General features: G+C 59.7%; 21 protein-coding genes. 9 read left to right on the forward strand and 12 right to left on the reverse strand.

What is annotated here, in order from left to right:
- Positions 1 to 11: 11 nt before the first annotated feature.
- The 3 genes from dnaG to AC13F2_RS03620 are packed head-to-tail and all read right to left on the reverse strand — an operon-like array spanning position 12 to position 3,046.
- Positions 12 to 1,868, reverse strand: coding sequence for a DNA primase (gene dnaG, locus AC13F2_RS03610; protein ID WP_482965212.1), 1,857 nt, complete (start codon positions 1,866 to 1,868; stop codon positions 12 to 14).
- 36 nt (positions 1,869 to 1,904) lie between these two features.
- Positions 1,905 to 2,597, reverse strand: coding sequence for a hypothetical protein (locus tag AC13F2_RS03615; RefSeq protein ID WP_482965213.1), 693 nt, complete (start codon positions 2,595 to 2,597; stop codon positions 1,905 to 1,907).
- Positions 2,594 to 3,046 (reverse strand): GatB/YqeY domain-containing protein, encoded by a 453-nt coding sequence (locus AC13F2_RS03620; RefSeq protein WP_103023409.1) that lies wholly within the window; start codon positions 3,044 to 3,046, stop codon positions 2,594 to 2,596. Before AC13F2_RS03620 ends, AC13F2_RS03615 begins: the two co-directional genes overlap by 4 nt.
- A gap of 149 nt (positions 3,047 to 3,195) precedes the next feature.
- Between AC13F2_RS03620 and carA the strand changes: the two genes are divergently transcribed.
- From carA to greA, 3 genes are all read left to right on the forward strand, one after another.
- Complete coding sequence (gene carA / locus AC13F2_RS03625) at positions 3,196 to 4,374, forward strand: glutamine-hydrolyzing carbamoyl-phosphate synthase small subunit (protein ID WP_482965214.1); 1,179 nt, start codon at positions 3,196 to 3,198, stop codon at positions 4,372 to 4,374.
- A gap of 94 nt (positions 4,375 to 4,468) precedes the next feature.
- Positions 4,469 to 7,792: a carbamoyl-phosphate synthase large subunit gene (gene carB / locus AC13F2_RS03630; protein WP_482965215.1), complete on the forward strand. Its 3,324-nt coding sequence runs from the start codon at positions 4,469 to 4,471 to the stop codon at positions 7,790 to 7,792.
- Positions 7,793 to 7,904: 112 nt separating this feature from the next.
- Positions 7,905 to 8,372 (forward strand): transcription elongation factor GreA, encoded by a 468-nt coding sequence (gene greA / locus AC13F2_RS03635; RefSeq protein ID WP_103023412.1) that lies wholly within the window; start codon positions 7,905 to 7,907, stop codon positions 8,370 to 8,372.
- Positions 8,373 to 8,508: 136 nt separating this feature from the next.
- On the opposite strand, the gene AC13F2_RS03640 is transcribed toward greA, so the two are convergent.
- From AC13F2_RS03640 to AC13F2_RS03660, 5 genes are all read right to left on the reverse strand, one after another.
- On the reverse strand, positions 8,509 to 8,739 hold the full coding sequence (locus AC13F2_RS03640) for a DUF4170 domain-containing protein (RefSeq protein WP_482965216.1): 231 nt from the start codon (positions 8,737 to 8,739) through the stop codon (positions 8,509 to 8,511).
- 113 nt (positions 8,740 to 8,852) lie between these two features.
- On the reverse strand, positions 8,853 to 9,383 hold the full coding sequence (locus tag AC13F2_RS03645; RefSeq protein ID WP_482965217.1) for a hypothetical protein: 531 nt from the start codon (positions 9,381 to 9,383) through the stop codon (positions 8,853 to 8,855).
- 48 nt (positions 9,384 to 9,431) lie between these two features.
- Positions 9,432 to 9,755 carry a hypothetical protein gene (locus AC13F2_RS03650; RefSeq protein WP_222827411.1) on the reverse strand — a complete coding sequence of 108 codons (324 nt, stop codon included), beginning with the start codon at positions 9,753 to 9,755 and terminating at the stop codon, positions 9,432 to 9,434.
- A complete protein-coding gene (locus AC13F2_RS03655; protein WP_482965218.1) occupies positions 9,752 to 10,183 on the reverse strand; it encodes a phage holin family protein in 432 nt (143 codons plus the stop codon). Before AC13F2_RS03655 ends, AC13F2_RS03650 begins: the two co-directional genes overlap by 4 nt.
- A gap of 22 nt (positions 10,184 to 10,205) precedes the next feature.
- Positions 10,206 to 10,715 (reverse strand): hypothetical protein, encoded by a 510-nt coding sequence (locus AC13F2_RS03660; RefSeq protein WP_103023488.1) that lies wholly within the window; start codon positions 10,713 to 10,715, stop codon positions 10,206 to 10,208.
- Positions 10,716 to 10,728: 13 nt separating this feature from the next.
- Between AC13F2_RS03660 and AC13F2_RS03665 the strand changes: the two genes are divergently transcribed.
- From AC13F2_RS03665 to AC13F2_RS03680, 4 genes are all read left to right on the forward strand, one after another.
- On the forward strand, positions 10,729 to 10,947 hold the full coding sequence (locus AC13F2_RS03665; protein WP_482965219.1) for a hypothetical protein: 219 nt from the start codon (positions 10,729 to 10,731) through the stop codon (positions 10,945 to 10,947).
- 70 nt (positions 10,948 to 11,017) lie between these two features.
- Positions 11,018 to 12,307 (forward strand): phosphopyruvate hydratase, encoded by a 1,290-nt coding sequence (gene eno, locus AC13F2_RS03670; protein ID WP_482965220.1) that lies wholly within the window; start codon positions 11,018 to 11,020, stop codon positions 12,305 to 12,307.
- Positions 12,308 to 12,451: 144 nt separating this feature from the next.
- Positions 12,452 to 13,501, forward strand: a complete 1,050-nt coding sequence (locus AC13F2_RS03675; RefSeq protein ID WP_482965221.1) for a phosphotransferase family protein — start codon at positions 12,452 to 12,454, stop codon at positions 13,499 to 13,501.
- Positions 13,501 to 14,592, forward strand: a complete 1,092-nt coding sequence (locus AC13F2_RS03680; RefSeq protein WP_375245528.1) for an Rv3169 family protein — start codon at positions 13,501 to 13,503, stop codon at positions 14,590 to 14,592. The genes AC13F2_RS03675 and AC13F2_RS03680 overlap by 1 nt, the downstream gene beginning before the upstream one ends.
- Here the strand turns inward: AC13F2_RS03680 and ribH are convergent.
- Both ribH and ribB read right to left on the reverse strand, forming a co-directional pair.
- Positions 14,589 to 15,011, reverse strand: a complete 423-nt coding sequence (gene ribH, locus AC13F2_RS03685; protein WP_482965222.1) for a 6,7-dimethyl-8-ribityllumazine synthase — start codon at positions 15,009 to 15,011, stop codon at positions 14,589 to 14,591. The genes AC13F2_RS03680 and ribH overlap by 4 nt on opposite strands.
- 5 nt (positions 15,012 to 15,016) lie before the next feature.
- The gene (gene ribB, locus AC13F2_RS03690; RefSeq protein WP_482965223.1) at positions 15,017 to 16,258 is read right to left on the reverse strand and encodes a 3,4-dihydroxy-2-butanone-4-phosphate synthase; all 1,242 of its coding nucleotides are present in this window, start codon (positions 16,256 to 16,258) and stop codon (positions 15,017 to 15,019) included.
- 230 nt (positions 16,259 to 16,488) lie between these two features.
- Between ribB and AC13F2_RS03695 the strand changes: the two genes are divergently transcribed.
- Positions 16,489 to 17,787, forward strand: coding sequence for a tyrosine-type recombinase/integrase (locus AC13F2_RS03695; RefSeq protein WP_482965224.1), 1,299 nt, complete (start codon positions 16,489 to 16,491; stop codon positions 17,785 to 17,787).
- A gap of 4 nt (positions 17,788 to 17,791) precedes the next feature.
- On the opposite strand, the gene AC13F2_RS03700 is transcribed toward AC13F2_RS03695, so the two are convergent.
- Positions 17,792 to 18,223: a Ros/MucR family transcriptional regulator gene (locus tag AC13F2_RS03700; RefSeq protein ID WP_239807444.1), complete on the reverse strand. Its 432-nt coding sequence runs from the start codon at positions 18,221 to 18,223 to the stop codon at positions 17,792 to 17,794.
- A 742-nt stretch (positions 18,224 to 18,965) separates the two neighbouring features.
- Positions 18,966 to 20,351: a three-Cys-motif partner protein TcmP gene (locus AC13F2_RS03705; RefSeq protein ID WP_482965225.1), complete on the reverse strand. Its 1,386-nt coding sequence runs from the start codon at positions 20,349 to 20,351 to the stop codon at positions 18,966 to 18,968.
- A 40-nt stretch (positions 20,352 to 20,391) separates the two neighbouring features.
- Between AC13F2_RS03705 and AC13F2_RS03710 the strand changes: the two genes are divergently transcribed.
- A complete protein-coding gene (locus tag AC13F2_RS03710; RefSeq protein WP_475209797.1) occupies positions 20,392 to 21,246 on the forward strand; it encodes a DUF5131 family protein in 855 nt (284 codons plus the stop codon).
- Positions 21,247 to 21,252 lie beyond the last annotated feature (6 nt).

Here is a 21,252-nt window from a genome sequence, read left to right on the forward strand (position 1 = left end):
AACCGCGGGGATCATGAATCCGATTCGCCGTCTGCAGCTGCCTTCTTGCGACCGAAACGCTTCAACCGCTCGTTAAGGGCCAGTAATCGCTCACGCAATCGGGCCTGTTCGGCGATGGAGCCTTCCGGGTCACGTTCGAAACGCGCAGTGGCTGCGGAAAGCGCAGCCTCAAGCGCAGGTCTTTCGACCAGCAAAGACACGGCCTCGGCCAGATCCTCGCGCGCATCAACCGGGTCGGTGCCTTCATGAAGGAAGGCGAATGATGTTTTTTCCGGTGGGGCGGGAAGGCCTCGTTCCAGCGATATGGTCGATCGCGCGGACAAATCAAGCGTTTCGGCGGCTTCTACCAATGAATCGAGCGCGGGACCGACATTTTGATCACGTCTGGCCAGATCGGACAAGGCCTCCTCGTGTCGCAGTATCTGATCCGGGAACTTCACCAGGCCGGCAATCACGGCCCGGGTCAAGGCATCGCGGGCACCTCCGGTCATCGCGCGGGTAAGGCGCTCGCGGGCATTCGGCGAAAGCGTTGGAGCGGGCTGTTTGAACTGCCCCTTCTTCCAGTCGCTGCGTGGACGAAATTCGCGCTGCGGGCGAGGGGGGAAGGCAAATGTAGAGAAGCGTTCGAGCAGTTCGCGCTTGTACAGTGCACGAATGTCGGGGTGCTGGATGTTCTCAACGTGCTCAAGGAGGCGCGCCTTGAAGCCCGCCTTGTCTTCCGGTGAATTGAGCGGTGAAGCGGCTTTTTCGAAGTCCCAGAGGGTGTCGAGCAGACTGGAAGGCTGACCCAGAAGCTCCTCGAGCGCCGTGACGCCTTTCTCCCGTATCAGATCGTCGGGATCCAAACCGGCAGGCATGCGAACGATGGAAAGGGAGTGGGCGGGGCGAAGCATGGGAAGAGCCCGTGCCACTGCTCGCATGGCGGCGCGTTGTCCGGCATTATCCCCATCGAAACACAGGATCGGCTGCTCCACCTGTCGCCAGAGCAGTTCGATCTGGTTCTCGGTCAGTGCGGTGCCCAGCGGGGCAACCGCCTCCTGAATTCCTGCATTGGCTAACGCAATCGCATCCATATAACCCTCGACTACGATCAGGCGGCCGCTTTGGCGTGCGGCAGGCGCTGCGCGGTGAAGGTTGTAGAGCGTGCGACCCTTGTCGAAGAGCGGTGTGTCGGGACTGTTCAGATATTTCGGAGCATTCGGATTGGCTTCGCTGTCGAGAATGCGTCCCCCGAAGGCAATCACTCGTCCACGCGTATCATGAATCGGCAGCATCAAGCGACCGCGAAACCGGTCGTAAGGTTCCTTGCCCTCGACGGTGATCCGCATTCCGGCCTCTATGAGCATAGGCTCGTCGAACCGGGCGAGAGCACGCTTTAGGGCCTGCCGATCTTCCGGGGCGTAACCGAAACCGAACTCCCTGATGATGGCATCTGTAAATCCTCGGCGCCCAAGATAGCTGCGCGCCTGCATCCCGTCGCTACCGCGCAACATCCCTTCGAACCATTCTTGAGCGGCGCCGGTCACATCGTGGAGGCTGGCGCGCTTCTCCGCTTGCTGGGCTGCTCGAGGGTCGGGCGCGGGGACTTCCATCCCCGCTTCGGCCGCCAGCTCTTTCACTGCGTCCATGAAGGGCATGCCCCTCTGATCGGTCATCCAGCGAATGGCATCGCCATGCGCCTCGCAGCCAAAGCAGTGGTAGAAGCCCTTCTCGTCATTGACGTAGAAGCTGGGCGTTTTCTCGTTGTGGAACGGGCAGCACGCCTTGAACTCACGCCCAGCCTTGGTCAGCCGAAGGGTACGGCCGATCACTGCGGACAGCGTGGTCCGCATGCGCAATTCGTCAAGCCATTGGGGAGACAGGGCCATGAGGTTTCCGACCTTACCCGCGCCCCGCCCAGACCGCTAGCGCGGGCGGGCGCCCTCCACAGGCTTTTCTTCTGCCGGGAAGGGGCCGGTAGCAATGGCCTGATTGCCATCGACCTCAAGGAGATACGCTTCGGCGGGGCCTTGAGGTGGCGCAGTGGATTGCCACCAGAACGTCATTGTGCCGCCCGGCTTCCAGCCTGAGCCGCGCGATACTCGCCAGATCAGGCTGCCGCTGTCGTTGGTAATCGAGATCGCGTCAGGATCGCCAAGCGTCGCTTCCGCTTCCGCAGTGGAATAACCGACCGACTGGTTGAACCCTGGAACTTTGCGGATCGTGCGGAACAAGGTCGGGGCGCTTTCCACCACCTCAGGACCGTCCGTTTCGGCCATCTGCGTGCCATCGTCTGCATCGGCAAGGGTCACGCTGTGCACGTATGTGTACACTGTCCCCTCAGGCATTTCGCCTGGTTTGCATTCAACCGTATCGGCGGGGCACGCAACATAGCTGACCAGGCGACCGATCTCGCGATTACCTGCGCTAAGCACGGTGCGAACCTCGGGGCCTTGCGGGCCGACGATTTTCGCGCCGAGTGTCGACAGATCGAGATCGGCTCCGACGAGGGTGCGCGGTGCGGCAACGGTTGGTGTGGGGGTAGGCGCGGGCTCTGGTTCAGAAGATCCGCAGGCTGCCAGCATGCCAATCGATAGGAGGGCGAGGGGGTGCTTCATGAAAGTGCTTCCTTCACCAGACTGCTTGCCTTGCTCATGTCCAGCGTTGCGCCGTGACGGCTTTTGAGTTCTGCCATAACCCGGCCCATATCTTTCATGCCTTCGGCCGAAAGATCGGTTTTGATCTCGGCGATAGCAGCGCGGGTTTCTTCCTCGCTCATCTGCTTGGGGAGAAACTCCTCGATCACTGCGAGTTCGCTTTTCTCCTTGTCGGCGAGCTCCTGCCGTCCTCCGTCCTCGTACATCTCGATCGATTCGCGACGCTGTTTGGCCATTTTCAGCAGGACGTCCGTGACGAGTTCGTCATCCTCGGGCTTCTTGTCGGCCGTTCGCAATTCGATATCGCGATCCTTGATCTTTGCCCCGATCAGGCGGAGCGCAGCGGTGCGATCCTTGTCCTTTGCCTTCATGGCGGTGACGGTTTCGGCCTGGATATTTTCGCGCAGCATGGGAATTCCCGGTGTTTGGAGGTGGTTTCGGCCACTCATTTAGAACAGTGCACCGATATGCCAAGTGTTCCGCTTGACGGGAATCGTCCCGGTCCCTAGCGGCTGGGACTTAGCACACATCGCTGGAAACCTTTTTACCCGGAGCGCCCATGGCCCTGTCCGCATCTTCGCACGCGCAACCCAAAGGCGCGACCGGAGTCCTCGTCCTTGGCGACGGCACCGTAATCTGGGGCAAGGGCTTCGGCGCCAGCGGTCACGCAGTGGGCGAAGTCTGCTTCAACACCGCGATGACCGGGTATCAGGAAGTGATGACCGATCCTTCCTACGACAGCCAGATCGTGACGTTCACCTTCCCGCATATCGGCAATGTCGGCGCGAACGAGGAAGATCACGAGAGCCGTGGGCTGGGCGCGGTAGGGCTGGTGGTGCGGCAGGAGATCACGCCACATTCGAGCTTCCGCGCGCAGAACGAGTTTGTGGAATGGTGCGTAACCCACGGAAAGATAGGGCTTTCCGACGTCGATACGCGCGCTTTGACGCGGCGGATCCGGATGAGCGGGGCGCCGAATGCGGTTATCGCTCATAATCCGCACGGAGAATTCGACCTCAAGGCCTTGAAAAAGCAGGCGGAAGAATGGGGCGGGCTGGAGGGGCTCGACCTTGTTCCGGGTGTGACGCGGGAAGGGCAGGAAAACTGGACCGGCGGGCACTGGCAGCTTGGTTTCGGCTATGGCGAAGGCAATGCCGACAAGCCCCACGTGGTCGCGATCGATTACGGCGCGAAGGATAACATCTTCAGAAATCTCGTGAAAGCGGGCGCCAAGGTGACTGTCGTGCCTGCAAAGACCTCCTTCGACGAGATCATGGCACTGGAACCCGATGGCGTTTTTCTGTCGAACGGGCCGGGCGATCCGGCAGCCACCGGACAGTACGCAGTCCCGTCAATCATACGTATGATCGAGGCCGATATACCGTTGTTCGGTATCTGTTTGGGGCATCAAATGCTCGGCATTGCGGCTGGCGCGAAAACGGCAAAGATGTTCCAGGGCCATCGCGGCGCCAACCACCCCGTCCAGCGGGTCGGGAGCGAATGGGGCGACAGCGAAGGCCTCGTCGAGATCACCAGCATGAACCACGGCTTCGCCATCGACGGCGAAACCCTGCCGGACAATGTCGAGCAGACCCATGTCTCGCTGTTCGATGGCACCAATTGCGGGATCAGCATCAAGGGCAAGAAGGCCTTCGGTGTCCAATACCATCCCGAGGCCAGCCCCGGCCCGCAGGACAGCTTCTATCTCTTCGAGAAATTCGTGGGGATGCTGGGATGAGGCGGCGATACGAAACTGCCATCCCCGGTTCTGCTCCTGAAACAGCAGGAGCAATCACTGCGCATGTCTCCTTTTACGATATGGCTAAAATCTAATGCCCAAACGCACTGACATCTCCTCGATCCTCGTCATTGGCGCAGGTCCCATTATTATCGGCCAGGCGTGCGAGTTCGACTATTCGGGCACGCAGGCGATCAAGGCGCTTAAGGAAGAGGGCTACCGGGTCATCCTGGTGAACTCCAATCCCGCGACGATCATGACCGATCCGGAAATGGCCGACGCGACCTATGTCGAGCCGATCACGCCGGAAATCGTCGCGAAGATCATCGAGAAGGAGCGGCCCGATGCGGTGCTGCCGACGATGGGGGGGCAGACGGCGCTGAATTGCGCTCTCGACCTTGCGAACCAGGGCATTCTTGAGAAATTCGGCGTCACCATGATCGGCGCCAATGCCGATGCCATCGACAAGGCCGAGAACCGCCAGCGCTTCCGCGAGGCGATGGACAAGATCGGTCTGGAAAGCGCGCGCAGCGGCGTCGCCAATACGGTCGATGAGGCGTTCGCGGTACTGGAAACCACCGGCCTGCCCGCCATCATCCGCCCCAGCTTCACACTTGGCGGGACGGGCGGCGGCATCGCCTATAACAAGGCGGAATTCGACCGTATCGTGCGCGAAGGTCTGGATGCGTCGCCCACCACCGAGGTCCTGATCGAGGAATCGCTCCTCGGCTGGAAAGAGTACGAAATGGAGGTGGTGCGCGACCGCAAGGACAATTGCATCATCATCTGTTCGATCGAGAATGTCGATCCGATGGGCGTGCATACGGGCGATTCCATCACTGTCGCACCGGCGCTGACACTGACCGACAAAGAATACCAGATCATGCGCACCGCCAGCATCGAAGTGCTGCGCGAAATCGGCGTGGAAACAGGCGGTTCGAACGTACAGTTCGCAGTCAATCCGCAGGATGGCCGCCTGATCGTGATCGAGATGAACCCGCGCGTATCGCGCAGTTCGGCGCTCGCTTCGAAGGCCACCGGCTTCCCGATCGCGCGCGTCGCAGCGAAGCTGGCTGTCGGTTATACGCTGGACGAAATCCAGAACGAGATCACCGGCGCAACGCCGGCAAGCTTCGAACCGACCATCGACTACGTCGTGACGAAGATTCCGCGCTTTGCCTTCGAAAAGTTCAAGGGCTCTAAGAACGAGCTGTCGACCGCGATGAAGTCGGTCGGCGAAGTCATGGCGATCGGGCGGTGCTTTGCCGAGAGCATGCAGAAGGCGCTGCGCGGTCTGGAAACCGGACTGGACGGATTCAACCGGATCACCGAGTTCGAAGGGCTGAGCCGCGAGATCGTGATCGCATCGCTTTCCAAGCGCACGCCGGACCGCATTCTCAAGATCGCCCAGGCTTTCCGTGAGGACTTCACGGTCGAGGAGATCGCCAAGATCACCGGTTTCGATCCATGGTTCCTGCGCCAGATCGAGGCAATCATCTATGAAGAGAAGATGATCGGCCACAATGGCTTGCCCAATGATGCGGCCGAAATGCGCCGCCTGAAGGCGATGGGCTTTTCCGACAAGCGGCTTGCCACGCTGGCCGTGCGGTCGGTGGGCGTCGCAGGCGGGCTCGGCGAAACGCAGGCGAAGCGTTCCGGCCTGCTGCATGACGCGCTGCGCGCCATGGCGGGCGCGACGAGCGAGGAAGAAGTTCGCAAGCTGCGTCGCAAGCTCGGCGTCTATCCGGTGTTCAAGCGGATCGACAGCTGTGCTGCCGAATTCGAGGCGATCACGCCCTATATGTATTCGACCTACGAAGCCCCGAGCTTTGGCGAGGCGGAGGACGAGGCCGATCCGAGCGACCGCAAGAAGATCGTTATCCTGGGCGGCGGGCCGAACCGCATCGGGCAGGGTATCGAATTCGATTACTGCTGCGTCCACGCGTGTTTCGCGCTGGCAGAAGCCGGGTTCGAGACGATCATGGTCAACTGCAACCCGGAAACGGTTTCGACCGATTACGATACGTCCGACCGGCTTTATTTCGAGCCGCTGACCGAAGAAGACGTGCTGGAGATCATGCGGGTCGAAATGTCCAAGGGTGAAGTCGTGGGCGTGATCGTCCAGTTCGGCGGGCAGACCCCGTTGAAACTGGCCGCTGCGCTGGAACGCGAAGGCATCCCGATCCTGGGCACATCGCCGGACGCGATCGATCTTGCCGAAGACCGCGAGCGCTTTGCCAAACTGGTCAACAATCTGAAGCTGAAGCAGCCGATGAACGGCATCGCCAAGAGTCGCGACGAGGCGGCAGCCGTGGCCGCGCGCATCGGCTATCCGGTGCTGCTGCGCCCCAGTTACGTGCTGGGGGGAAGGGCGATGGAAATCGTCGACAGCGAGGCCCAGCTCGACGATTACATCAACACTGCGGTGAATGTGTCGGGCGACAGCCCGGTGCTGGTCGACCAGTATCTGCGCGATGCCATCGAATGCGATGTCGACGTGGTGTCGGACGGCGAAGAGGTCCGCATTGCGGGCGTGATGCAGCATATCGAGGAAGCAGGCGTGCATTCGGGCGACAGCGCCTGCACCCTGCCGCCCTACAGCCTTTCCGGCGACATCATCGCCGAAATGGAACGTCAGGCGATCGACCTAGCCAGGGCGTTGCAGGTACGCGGTCTGATGAACGTGCAGTTCGCGGTAAAGGAGGGCGAGGTCTATCTGATCGAGGTGAACCCGCGCGCCAGCCGTACCGTGCCATTCGTGGCCAAGGCCATCGGTCGCCCAATCGCCAAAGTGGCGGCACTGGTCATGGCAGGCCAGCCGCTGACCAGTTTCGAGCCGTTCGACCTCAACCCCCATCACATGGCTGTTAAAGAAGCCGTGTTCCCCTTCGCTCGCTTCCCCGGTGCCGATCCGGTGCTTTCACCGGAAATGAAGTCGACCGGCGAAGTAATGGGTATCGACCGCAGTTTCGCGGCCGCCTTCCTCAAATCCCAATTGGGCGCGGGAATGAAACCGCCGCAGTCGGGAACGCTGTTCGTATCGGTGAAGGACAGCGACAAGGCGCTGATCGTGCCGGCGGTGCAGACCCTGCTGGACAAGGGGTTCCGCGTCATCGCAACCGGCGGGACGCAGCGCTACCTCGCCGATCAGGGGCTGAAGGTCGAACTGGTCAACAAGGTTGCCGAGGGACGGCCCCACATCGTGGATGCGATCATCGATGGCGAAGTCCAGTTGATCTTCAACACCACCGAAGGCTGGCAGTCGTTGCTGGACAGCAAATCCATCCGCGAGGCGGCGCTGGAAAAGAAGCTGCCGTACTATACGACGGCCGCTGCCTCGCTCGCCGTTGCGCAGGCGATAGCAGAGGTTTCGCCGGACCAGCTTGAAGTGCGTTCATTGCAAGACTATTATAGCTGACGAAGAATACGCCTGCTCCTCCATACATTCGAACCGCCTGGGTTCCGCAAATCGGCGGACCGGGTTTGAATTGTCCCGAGGGTGAGCATGAACAGGAAGGGCAAGGGGTCCTATGGAAAAAGTGCCGATGCTGGCCGAGGGTTATGAAAAGCTCACGGCAGATCTCAAAGCCTTGCGGGCGGAACGACCACTGATCGTCGACGCGATCGAGGAAGCTCGGGCGCATGGCGACCTGTCGGAAAACGCCGAGTACCACGCTGCCAAGGAGCGCCAGGGCCAGGTCGAGGCCATGATCGGCGACCTTGAAGACAAGATCAGCCGCGCGCAGATCATCGATCCCACGACGCTGTCGGGCGACAAGGTTATCTTCGGGGCGACCGTGACCCTGCTGGACGAGAACGACAAGCCGGTGCGGTACCAGATCGTCGGCCAGACAGAAGCCGACGCCGCAAAGGGCCGGATCAGCTACAATTCACCGATCGGCCGTGCGCTGATCGGCAAGCAGCTCGAAGAAGAGGTCGAAGTGACCGTACCTTCCGGCGACAAGTTCTACCTGATCGACAAGATCGAATTCATCTGACGAGATTTTCCGTCGCCCAACTGCAAATCGGGGAAGCCCGATGCAGATGGGCGATGGTGAACTCTCGATATTCGGCTGCAATCGTCCCGTCCACTCGCGAGCGGCGGGATTGGATTATTACGGCCTGTCTGCCTGATCAGGCTTCCGGATCGAGCAGTTTGTGAAGGTGGACGATGACGTATTTCATTTCCGCATCGTCGACCGTGCGCTGGGCATTCGAGCGCCACGCTTCCACGGCGTTGTCATAGCTGCTGAACACGCCGGCAACGTGAATGCTTTCCGGATCGCTGAAGGTTACGTTGCGGGGATCGGTGACCCGGCCGCCCATGACCAGATAGAGCGCCTGTTTGCTCTCTTTTTCTTCCATGTTCTGACTTTCTCGATGGGGAGGGAGGATGGTTGCGCCACATAGCGAAAGCGGCGCCACAGGCAAGCCTGTCGCGCCGCTCGGTCATCCTGCGATGCAGGATCGCTTGTTGATCAGTATTTCAGACGCGTGCGTAGCGAACGATAGGCCCGGCTGCCCTTGCGGCCTGCCTTGCGGCGCGAACTGCGCAGGGCATCGCCTGCAATGTCCAGCTTGTAGGAGGTGTCACGGCGAAGACCGCGAGCCGCAGTGGCTGCATTATCGCCGAAATCTTCGAAACGATCGCCTGCATATTGTGCGCCGCTGGCCACACTGTCCATCATGCGGGCGCCATAGGCCATGACTGCATCGGCAGCCAGGCCGGCGAACATACCGCCGCGGCGACCGAGATTGCGGCCGCGCCGCGTCATTGCACCGATGGCGAGACCTGCAACGAGCACACCGCCAACGACGGCGAACGGGTGGCGCTTGGTGAATTCAAGCGCACTGTCGGCAGCGTCGCGCGCCTGATCGGCAAGCGAGCGTTCCTGGATGCGCTGTTCGCCAGCATCGATGCGCGCACGAAGCTCTTCACGCTTCTGTTCGTCGCTCAGATTGCTGTCGGCACTGATGGGGGTGACATTGTTCTTGGCTGCTTTGGCCATGATTAATCTCCGGATTTCGCGTTCGTCAGACCAACGGCCCTGGAAGGGTTAATGTTCCGACCTGGGGTAATATCCGTCATCTTCATCATCGGCGTCGGTATCGATGCCGAACAGTTCCAGTATGGGGTGACGGGCGAACCAGACCACTATGGCAGCGATCAGCGCGGCGAGCGCGCCCTTGTTGTCTTCGGCGACATCGAGGGCTTCGTCGTAGAGGTCCGTCGCGCCTTCGCGCACGCGGTCGAGCGCACGTTCGCCCAAGCCCTTGTGCGCGAAGTTGGATTTGAGCGTCTTGATGTCGGCATCGATCAACGCGCGCGCGGAATCGCGCAGATGCTTGTCTTCCAGCATTCGCATTCGGCGAGAAGTCATTCATCGCCCCCTTCGAAAGCGTCACGGATATCGTCGATCCGGCCTTTGAGAAGGCGCAGCATGATCAAGCCGATCACGACAAGACTGATAGTGACGATCAGCGTGGCACCCAGCGGCCCGGTAATGGGTATGAGAGCCAGAACGAGACCAACCGTCGCCGCGATCAGGGCGAGATGGAACATGCCGAACGCGGCAAAGATGTAGATCAGCGCGCTCTTGACGCGATTGCCCACAAACCCCGCGCGGCTTTTCTGGAAGCGCAATTCGGCTTCGGCATAGGTCTTGCCGTCTTCGAACAGTGCCAGCACATCGTCCGTCAGTGAGAACTGGCGCGCCTCCGGTTCCTCCGGCTCAGGAGCGCCGTGTCCATCAGGTAAATCGAGCGGGCCGGGATAACCCTCGGCCCGCTCGTTATTATCGTCCCGCATTTCTGCCCCCGACGCCACTCGCTTAGCGCGAGCCGCGGAAGAGGCGCGAAAGCATGAAGCCGACGACCGCTGCAATTCCCAGCGCCTTGCCGGGGCTCTTGCGAACGAATTCGCGGCCATCTTCCACCAGATCGTCGACGCTCTTTTCGTCGAGTTTGCTGGCGTAACCGTCGATCGATTTGGATGCGCTGCGGGCATAATCGCCGTATTTGGCGCCGAGCCGTTCATCGACCTGATGCGCGTTTTCGTTGACCAGCTTGCTGAGCGAACGCAGGCCTTCGCCAGCCTTCACCTTACCTTCGGTAGCGAGTTCGCGGCCCTTGACCTTCGCGTCTTCACCATAGGCCTTGGCTTCGCTGACCCAGTCGTCGCCCTTGTGGCGAGCCTGGTCGCGATAGGCTGCTGCACGGTCCTTGCCTTCGGCCTTGAGCGCTGCGGCGCCGGCCTTGGCTTCTTCCAGTGCGGCGTTGAAGCGCGACTTGGCTTCGGTGCGGTTGCTCGAGGCGGTGGTGTTGGTGGCGGTATTGGTCACGGGAGCAGTCTCCTTGGCTACGCCTTTCTTCGCCACGGTCTTGCGCGGCTTGCTGGCGGTTGTTGTTTTGCTTGATGCTGGTTTCTTTGCGGCAGAGGCTTTGCGCTTGGTTGGTATGCCGTCTGGTGTGGTTTCAGCCATAGTACTCGTCCTTGCCCTCAATTCGCATTCGTCCGGCGAATTCGCCTTCGATGGTGCAACGCAACTTGCGCGCCAATGTTCCGGCGAATAGAGCGCTGCCGACTCCCCATCTGGGGGTGTTATAGCCCATTACAACACCTTTGCCCGGAGCGCTTTGACCCATGACCGCGATTATCGACATCCATGCCCGCGAAATTCTCGATTCGAGGGGCAATCCAACAGTCGAAGTCGATGTGCTGCTGGACGACGGCAGTTTCGGCCGCGCCGCCGTTCCCAGCGGAGCGTCCACCGGCGCCCACGAAGCGGTCGAACTGCGTGACGGGGACAAGGATCGCTATCTCGGCAAGGGCGTGACCCAGGCCGTCGGCGCCGTGAATACCGAACTCAGGGATTTGCTGGTCGGTGCATTCGATGCCGAAGACCAGCGCGACATCGATCTGTCCATGATCGCCCTCGATGGAACGCCGAACAAGGGCCGCATCGGGGCGAACGCCATCCTCGGCACGAGCATGGCCGTGGCGAAGGCTGCAGCGAACGCCCGCGGTCTTCCGCTCTATAGCTATATCGGCGGCGTATCGGCGCATGTTCTTCCCGTGCCGATGATGAACATCATCAATGGCGGCGAGCACGCGGACAACCCGATCGACATTCAGGAATTCATGGTAATGCCGATCGGTGCGGACAGCCTGACCGAGGCCGTCCGCTGGGGTGCCGAGGTGTTCCACACCCTGAAGAAGAAGCTGCATGAAAAGGGCTTGGCCACAGCCGTCGGCGACGAAGGTGGTTTCGCCCCCGATCTCGCCAGCACGCGCGATGCACTGGACTTCATCATGGCGTCTATCGAGCAGGCCGGGTTCAAACCAGGTGAGGATATCGCACTGGCGCTCGACTGCGCGTCGACCGAGTTCTTCAAGGACGGCAAGTACGAAATTTCCGGCGAGAGCCTGTCGCTCGACGGTCATGAGATGGCTGAATATCTCGACAAGCTGTGCCGGGATTATCCCATCTGTTCGATAGAAGACGGTATGGCGGAAGACGATTTCGAGGGCTGGAAGGCCTTGACCGACCGGATCGGCAACACCGTGCAACTGGTCGGCGACGATCTGTTCGTCACGAACCCCCAGCGCCTTCGCGAAGGGATCGATCAGGGTCTTGCGAATTCTCTGCTGGTGAAGGTCAACCAGATCGGCACGCTCTCGGAAACGCTCGACGCAGTTAGCATCGCAAACCGTGCCGGTTATACAGCGGTCATGTCACACCGGTCGGGTGAAACCGAAGATGCAACGATCGCGGATTTGGCGGTTGCGACGAACTGCGGTCAGATCAAGACCGGCTCGCTTGCACGCTCTGACCGGCTTGCGAAATACAATCAGTTGATCCGCATCGAGGAAGAACTGGGCGACAGCGCATTTTACGCCGGGCGTGAATGTTTCGGCCGCATTGGCAGCTAGCTGTTGGCGGCCATCCGGATCTGAGGGCAGAACGGCTACTGCCATTCACCTGCATATCGATAAACTGAAGCGCGCGTTCTGATTAATTGTCAGGACGCTCAGCGCTCGCTAGCGTTGCGCCATTGCTCGTTGTGGGAGAGGAGCGTGGCAGGATTTCCGGTGCATCCGGATGGGGTGACGGCCGAGTGGCTTGGCAATGTACTGGGCGGGCCGGTGGATGCCGTCCGCTGGGAACCCATCGGCACGGGTCAGGTGGGCGACAGCGTCCGCTTTCATTTCGCGAGTGAAGGGGCCGAGAGGACCCTTGCGGGGAAGTTTCCTGCTGCGGACAATGCCAGCAGAAATACCGCCGCGATGCTGGGCCTTTATCGCAAGGAGGTCGAATTTTACCGATCTGCGGCGGCTCTACTCGAAGTCCGTGTCCCCCAGATATTCTTCGCCGAAGTCGATGAGACTGGCAGCGATTTCTTCCTGTTGTTCGAAGATGTCGGCCCGGCAAGGCAGGGCGACCAGATCAGCAGTTGCAGCATAGCTGATGCTCGCGCTGCCATGAGCCAGGCAGCCGCAATTCACGGGCCTAGCTGGGGCCGACAGGATTTGCTCGAGGCATCCTGGGCCGCGCCGCCACCTGATCTTCGTGCAAAGTTGAGGGTGATGTATCCCCAGGCGCAGGCAGTATTCCGTGATCGTTACGCCGAAACCCTAGAACCTGAATACATGAGAATCTGCGACGATCTGGCAGATGCGAGTACGGAATGGTTCGAGCGGGAGGCACCAACGCAATGTCTGGTTCACGGCGACTTCCGTCTTGATAACATGCTCTTCGACATCAAGGGTGGACGGGAACGTATCGCTATCCTCGACTGGCAGACCGTCACTGCCGGCAGACCGATGACGGACGTGGGTTACCTCCTGGGGTGCGGACTGGGGCAGGCTGTTTGGCAGGAACACGAGAGGGACTTGCTGGATCTCTGGCGCGCAGAAATGCACCAGCGGGGAATCGTGTTTAGCCATGACGACATCGAAATGGATTACCGGCTCGGCATCCTGCACGGCGTGTCGACAGCCGTGTTCAGTGCAGCATTCGTCGAACGGACCGCGCGCGGCGACGCGAATTTTCTGTCTATGGCGCGCGGCGCGTGTTCGCTGGCACTTGCCCGCGAAAGTATGGCTGCGTTGAAGGAGGCGTTGTAATGGTTCTAAGTCGCGGTGACGATTACCCCATCCACCAGACGCCCGAACCCGTCGCTTATGCCGGGACGGATCGGAATTTTTACGATCGGTATTTTTTCAACGGCTACGCGCCGGATGGCAGCGGGTTCTTTGCCGTTGCGCTCGGTGTATATCCGCATCTCGATGTGATCGATGCGCATTTCAACGTGGTGCACGAAGGAATACAACACTGCGTCCACGCAAGCGCTGAGCTAAGCATGGAACGTATGGTCATGGCGGCGGGCCCGATTTCCATCGAAATCATAGAGCCGCTGAACATGCTGCGCATCCGGCTCGAGCCTTTCGATGGGATTTCCGCAGACATTACCTTTACTGGCCGCGCCTTCCCCATCGAGGAGCCCCGGTTCACTCACCGCATCGGTCCGCGCGCCTTCATGGATTACACGCGTCTCACCCAGAACGGTCGTTACACCGGATGGATCGAGGTGGACGGGACAAAGCGCGACCTCGCCGCAGGCACGATGGGCACCCGCGATCGCAGCTGGGGCGTGCGGCCCATCGGTGCCCGCGATGCGCAGCCAATTCCCGGATCACCGAGCCCGGCCTTCTTCTGGCAATGGACGCCGATCAACTTTCCTAATGGTAGCCTGTTCTTTCACGTAAATAATGATCAGCACGGCAATGCGTGGAACACCCGCGCTGCGTGGGCAGGAGAGGGCGCTTCGGTAACCGAAATAGAGGAGGGGCACGGCGGCATGCGAACGCGCCTTCGCTCCGGAACGCGCTGGCCATCCGGAGGGACGCTATCCCTGGCACTACGCGGAGCGCCTGAACAGGTCACGTTCGAACCGCTAGGGCGCTTTCAGATGCGCGGCCTTGGCTATACCCATCCAGAATGGGGACACGGCCTCTATCACGGCAAACTGAAGGTCGAGCGGGAGGATATCGATCTCTCCGATATCGATCCTCTTGCGCCTGAGAACCTGCATGTCCAATTGCCCGTCCACGTCGTTGCCAGTGACGGGGCGGAGGGCATCGGGGTGTTCGAGCAGCTGATCATTGGGCCTTTTTCCCCTTTGGGCCTCGATCAATTGCTCGACGGCGCCGCTTAGGCCGCGAACCTTCCTTGCAGATCGTAAAGCGCCAAGGCCGCCTTGCCAGCTTCGCCGCCCTTGTCCTTTTGTTGCGGATCGGCGCGGACCAGCGCCTGTTCCTCATTCTCGACCGTGAGGATCCCGTTGCCGATGGCCATACCGTCCATCGTCAAAGCCATGATCCCTCGCGCGCTTTCGCCTGCGACGATTTCAAAATGATAGGTTTCGCCGCGAATGACCACGCCAATCCCGACATAGCCGTCGTAGTGGCCGCTCTCCGAAGCTAGTGCGATTGCGCCCGGCACTTCGAGCGCGCCGGGAACGGTCAGCACTTCACAGGCGTGTCCCGCGGCTTCGATTGCCGACCGCGCGCCGGAAATGAGCATATCGTTGAGGTGGTCGTAGAAACGGGCTTCGACGATCAGGAAACGGGCCATAAATGTTACTCCGGGATTGGCATGTGATCGACGATATCGAGGCCGTAGCCTTCGATCGCCACGACGTTCGGTTGCGAGTTGCTGAGCAGAATCATTTGTTCGATACCCAAATCCGCAAGTATTTGTGATCCGATGCCGACATTGCGCTGTTCGTCGCGCCCCTGATCGCCCCAATCGGCGCGCCGGCCTGTCAGCAGGACGATGACGCCCGAACCATGATCGCCGACAACCTGCATCGCGCGCTGAAGAGTGCGTTTGCGCGGCCCGGGCTTGCCCAGCAGATCATCGAAAATGGAGATGGGGTGCACGCGGGCCAAAGTTGGCTCACCTTCGATGACCTGGCCTTTCTGCAACACGTAACTCTCGCTTCCGTCGATGGTGTTGCGATAGGTCATCAGTTTCCAGTCGCCGCCATAGTCGGATTGAAACTGGCTCTCGGATATACGCTCGACGAGGTGATCATACCGCATCCGATATTCGATGAGATCGCGGATGGTGCCGATCTTCATATCATGCTTGCGCGCGAAGCTGATCAGATCATCGAGGCGGGCCATGGTCCCGTCTTCGTTCATGATCTCGCAGATCACGCCCGATGGATTGAGACCGGCGAGGCGGGAGATGTCCACTGCGGCTTCGGTGTGTCCTGCGCGGACAAGCACGCCGCCATCGCGGGCAGCGAGCGGGAATACGTGGCCCGGGGTGACGATATCGTCCGGGCCCTTGCTGGAATCGATCGCAACGGTAACCGTGCGTGCCCGGTCGGCAGCGCTGATGCCGGTGGTGACGCCTTCCTTAGCCTCGATCGAGGTCGTGAAAGCGGTCTGCATGCTTTCACGATTATCGCGGCTCATTGGCTGCAGGCCAAGCGCTTCCACCCGTTTGCGGTCCAACGACAGACAGATCAGCCCGCGTCCGTGGGTCGCCATGAAATTGATGGCGCTGGGCGTGGCCATCTGGGCCGGAATGATGAGATCGCCTTCGTTCTCGCGATCCTCGTCGTCCACGAGGATGTACATCCGGCCGTTGCGGGCTTCGTTGATGATTTCCTCGGCGCCGACGATCACCGGCGTCTCGTCATTGGCTTCCAGAAAGGCTTCGAGCTTGGCGAGCGTGTCTGTGGTTGGGTTCCAGCTATCGTCGCCGCAATCGCGTAGCGTGTTGGCGTGGAGGCCGGCGGCCCGGGCGAGACCGGCGCGGGTCATCAGGCCCTGCGATACCAGCGTACGAACTTTTTCAATCGTGTTCATGCGATGACTGATATCACATTTCGATGTGATGTCCAGTATCTCGGTCACATTGAATGTGATGCGACAATACTCTGGGGCGATGAGAAATGCACTGAAGGGGGGTGGTGGACGCACTAGGGCTCGAACCTAGGACCCGCTGATTAAGAGCGGAGCTTTGTACTCTTTTCGTTCCTTAGAAATGTTGCGCTAGACTACGCTCAAAGGCTTGAAACGGTTGGAGTTTTTCCGCCGTGGATTATTTTAGCCTACGCCACGACTTTCTGACATCTGATTACGTGGCGATTACGTGGAGAGAGCGTCTCACCATGCCAAATCAGTCGATCACGGTCCGCACCATACGTTCTATCAGTCCCGATCCGAAGCGCGACATTTACGTGTGGGACACCCGTTTGAAGGGCTTCGGACTCCGGACCACTCCGAAAGGAGCACAGTCCTTCGTTTTTCAGTATCGCGTCGATGGCGGCCCAGCTCGTCGCACGACAATAGGACCGGTGGGAAGTCCCTGGACGCCGGTCACTGCACGCAAGGAAGCTGAACGGCTTCTCATCAAGGTTTACCAGGGAATCGATCCCGTCCAAGTCGAGCGTGAAGCCAAGCGGAGGAAGGCAACGCTCAACTTTCGTGCCTACTGTGAGAAGTTCACCGAACTCTACCTCAAGGAGAATTGGCGGGGAACTCGGAAAAAAGCGGATTACACATTGAGGAACGTGGTTATTCCCCGTTGGGGAGACCGGTCCGTCGAAGAGATATCGCGTGCCGATATCGTCAAGGTATTGGATGATTATTCTGATCGACCGGCTCGTCGCAAGGACATCCATTCCGTTTTGCGCAAGCTCTTTAACTGGGCAACCGACCGGCAGGATATCGAGGTTTCTCCGCTGGCGGGAATGAAGGCGCCAAAACCAGTTCCAGCGCGTCGCAGGGTGCTGAGTGATGACGAAATCGTCGCCTTGTGGAAAGCGAGCGAGCAGGCTGGCTGGCCGTGGGGTCCCTACGTCCGCATGCTGATCCTCACGATGCAGCGACGCCAGGAAGTTGCCGAAATGGACTGGTCGGAGGTCGATCTGGATGATCGCAAATGGACGCTTCCAGCCGCTCGCGCGAAGAACGACGAGGAACACATCATTCCTCTTTCAGACCTCGCGGTGCAGGAACTTCAGAACCTTACCCCCAAGAGCAGAGGACTGATCTTCACCACCACAGGCGGAACACCTATTTCCGGCTTTTTCAAGGCGAAGAAGTCCCTCACTGAGGTCATGCTTGCCTATATGAAATCGAAGCAGATCGAGAATGGCGGCGACTCCGACCAGGTCGATATTCCGAACTGGCGCCTGCACGATATTCGCCGGACAGGTGCCACCAATCTCCAGTCACTCGGAGTTCCGGTGGAAGTCACGGAAAGCGTGCTGAATCACATCAGTGGCACGCGGGCAGGGGTTGCCGGTATCTACAATCGCTACAAGTACGACGCAGAGAAGCGCACCGCACTAGAAGCGTGGGATGCCAAGCTCAGGTCACTAACGGAGTAGGCGCTCAGGCCTTCTTCTTCCGCCCGCGCTTCTGGCCCGGCTTGCGACCTAGGCCGATCTTCACAGCAAGATCGCGGCGGGTTTCAGCATATTCGGGAGCGACCATAGGGTAATCGGAGGACAGATCCCAACGCTGGCGATACTCGTCTGGCGTAAGATTATGCTCGGTAGATAAATGGCGTTTCAGCATCTTCATTTTCTGGCCGCAGTCCAGACAAACAAGATGATCTTTCTTCAACGAAGCCCGCACCGATACCGCAGGCTCCGGGCGAGCTTCAGACGACAAGCCTCCGCCAAGACGGGAAAGCGCGGCATGCACGTTCGAGATGAGGCCAGAGACGTCGTCTACACCCACGCTATTGTTGCTGACATGTGCTGACACAATATCGGCAGTCAATGTGATCAGGGTTTCTTTATCCAGCGCAGTATCTTCCATTAGGCCCTCTCTTTTGTAGCAATCCCGCGATTGCAATTTAATTGAAGTCCATTGCAGTTATGCCGCACCCTGCACATAAACAAGGCGCGTTTCTTGCCAATTCAGGATCGGGATGCTCCTGATAAAAAACCATAGCGCTATTTCTGCGGCGATGAGTAGCATCGCCATCTCCGGCACTACTTTTATCTCTGGCGAGCATGGCTCTGCCATGCCGCCTGCCTTCCGGCGAGGATGGGAGGGGGAGGGAAAACCGCAAACCGATGCCCTGGTGCGGGCCAGCGGGCAAAGCCCGCCACCCGGGGGCGTCTGTTTGCGGTTTCGGGAACGAGAGGGCGAAGCCCTTGGCGTTCCCACGCAAGGATCGCGTCAGCGATCGGTACAAACAATGGTACCCTTGCGACGGCGCGAAGCCGCCGGACGTCCTGTGCGCGCGATCAGTGCGCCAGCGGGTGTCCGGCAATGAGAGAGGCAAGAGTGCCTGCGGGTTAGCTCAAAAACGCCGCGCCCTCAGGAGCGCAGAATGCGCGGGACAGAGCGCGTCCTCCGGAAACTCCCGCTCAACTTACAACTGCTCCTGATCGTCACCCGAATGGGCCGGGACTACAGGCCCGGTCCGCGCAGCGGATAGAGCGGGTCGCCCGCAAGGGCAGCCCAACCCACACTTTGGTCTGCGTGGAAAAGTAACATTTCTTTTTATGACACTCTAAAGACTGCCGATTTTTAGATGCAAAAGTGCTGGCGACTATGCCGCGTCGGTGAAAAAAGAAAACAATCGCGGCTCACGCGGGAATTGGATCTCGTCATCCCACTGGAATTGATCGGCGCGTTCCCGAACTACAGTCTTCAACTCTCCGTTCTTGTCACGCTTTTTACCGAGGATGACAACCTCGCCCTCGTCCCGAAGCTTGGCTAGGCCACTGTCGACGAGCTTTCCGACCACCGGCGTATCGTTAGCTCGCGATTCGAATAGCGATCGCTTCGTGACGATTCCTCCGTTCTTCCAGCTCTCCTGCAAAAGCAGTGGGATCTGCTCGAGGAGCTGCGATTTCGAGCGAGCTTCGGCGTCGTCGTCAAACATGTAGTCCATCATGCCTTGCCTAACATCGACGTTGGGGTCGAAGCCGAGGGCATTGAGGCCCGCACTGCCGAAGTGCTCCATCGTGTTGCTCGTCTCCCAGAACACGTTGCCCATCTCCTCGCGAGCCTGATGGTGCTTGGACAGATGGATGAGCCAGTAGTCCCGGTGGGATTCCGGCGGATGGACGAAGAACGGAGTGTAGAACGCTGCCCCGGTACAGTCGAGGATATGCTTGTAGACCGTGTTCTGAATGGCCCGCTTCCAACCCTTCGCCCCATTCTCATCCTTCATCTCGAGCAATGCCCGGACATCCTCGCGTGCATAGTCGATTGCCGCCAGCGCGCTGAGGGTCGACGTCTTCTCGTGCAAGAGGTTGATGAGAGAATCGACCATGAAGGTCAGGACCACCTCGGGATTGATCAGCTCTGCCATGATGCGCCTGACGGTGGCGAGCTTCACGTCACTCCAGCCGTACTGGTCGAGGAAGAAGAGCGAGCGATGGGCGCGCCCTTTCTTCCTTATCGCCGTGATCACGTCCGGAATGGCTTCCTCGAAGGTCGAAGCGACTAGTCTGATATTGTTGCCGATGAGATTCCCGTAGCCCCGCTTGATGAGTTCGTCGCGCAGGAAGGCGACATGAGCGGCCTTCTCGTCGATGAAGACGAAGTCGACATCGAGATTGAAGTCCTTCCTTCTGGCGGTCAGCGTCATCCTAGCGGCCTCGATCGCTTCGATAAGTCGCAGGGGTGAACCGGAGATGGTGGCGCCATCGAGATCGTAAAGACCACCGCCGCAGAAGCCATCGACAATCGTAACTTTCAACTGAGACTGCACGTGGTTCTTCGTAAGAGTGCTGATGTATCGGTCGACGTAATTGTCATATATGTCGTGCTTGGCGATGCTGTGTTGTCCGAGCGCCGGCAGAGGCTTACCGGGTCCCCAGTGGTACCCTGTTTTGTACTTGGCCCCGATCACACGTTGTGGACGAGCAAGCTGGCTCGATCCCGGTAGGGCCAGGCCGAGTTGCGCCGGATTGTACTTTTTGGACATTCTTGTGGCTCACTCGGAACGGGACGGGAACGTAGATCATGTGACGCTAGGACTGATTTTGTCCAGCCCCCAAGCGTTGACTTTTCCGCCTTTTCTCTCCGACGAGGCATCATTCGGTTGCCTCGTGATTCGCGTCGTGACATTGTTTCTATTATGTTCCGAGGTGATTATGGCTGACAACAGTGCAATCGAATGGACAGACTCAACGTGGAACCCGGTCACCGGGTGCACGAAGATCACGGACGGCTGCGAGAACTGCTACGCCGCGCGTTTCGCCGAGCGCTTCCGTGGTGTGCCCGGGCATCCTTTCGAGAACGGATTCGACATCACGCTGAAGCCGCACAAATTGGACCAGCCGATCCGCTGGAAGCGCCCGAGGACGATCTTCGTGAATTCAATGAGCGACCTGTTCCACAAACAGGTGCCAACCGAATACGTCGATCAGGTCTTCGATGTTATGGAGCAGGCCGACCACCACCGATATCAGATCCTCACCAAGCGAAGCTCACTGATGAGGAGATATCTGAGGCGGCGTTATGCCGACCGCGCGGCGCCGGATCACATTTGGCTCGGTGTCTCAGTCGAGCACGCGGGAGCACGGTCCCGGATTGATCATCTCCGCCAGGCACCGGCCGCCGTCCGCTTCCTGTCTGTGGAACCTCTGATCGGCCCCACTGGTCCTCTCGATCTCGAGGGGATTCACTGGGTCATCGTCGGGGGGGAAAGCGGCCCTGGCTGCCGCCCGATGGAGGCCGATTGGGTCCGGGAAGTTCGCGACGAGTGTGTTCGCCAGGGCGTCGCCTTCTTCTTCAAGCAGTGGGGTGGCATCCGTCCGAAGTCGGGTGGCCGCACTCTTGACGACCGACTCTGGAACGAAATGCCGCGAGCAGCATAGCTCGCA

It is taken from the genome of Qipengyuania sp. L-5Y (assembly GCF_056859455.1).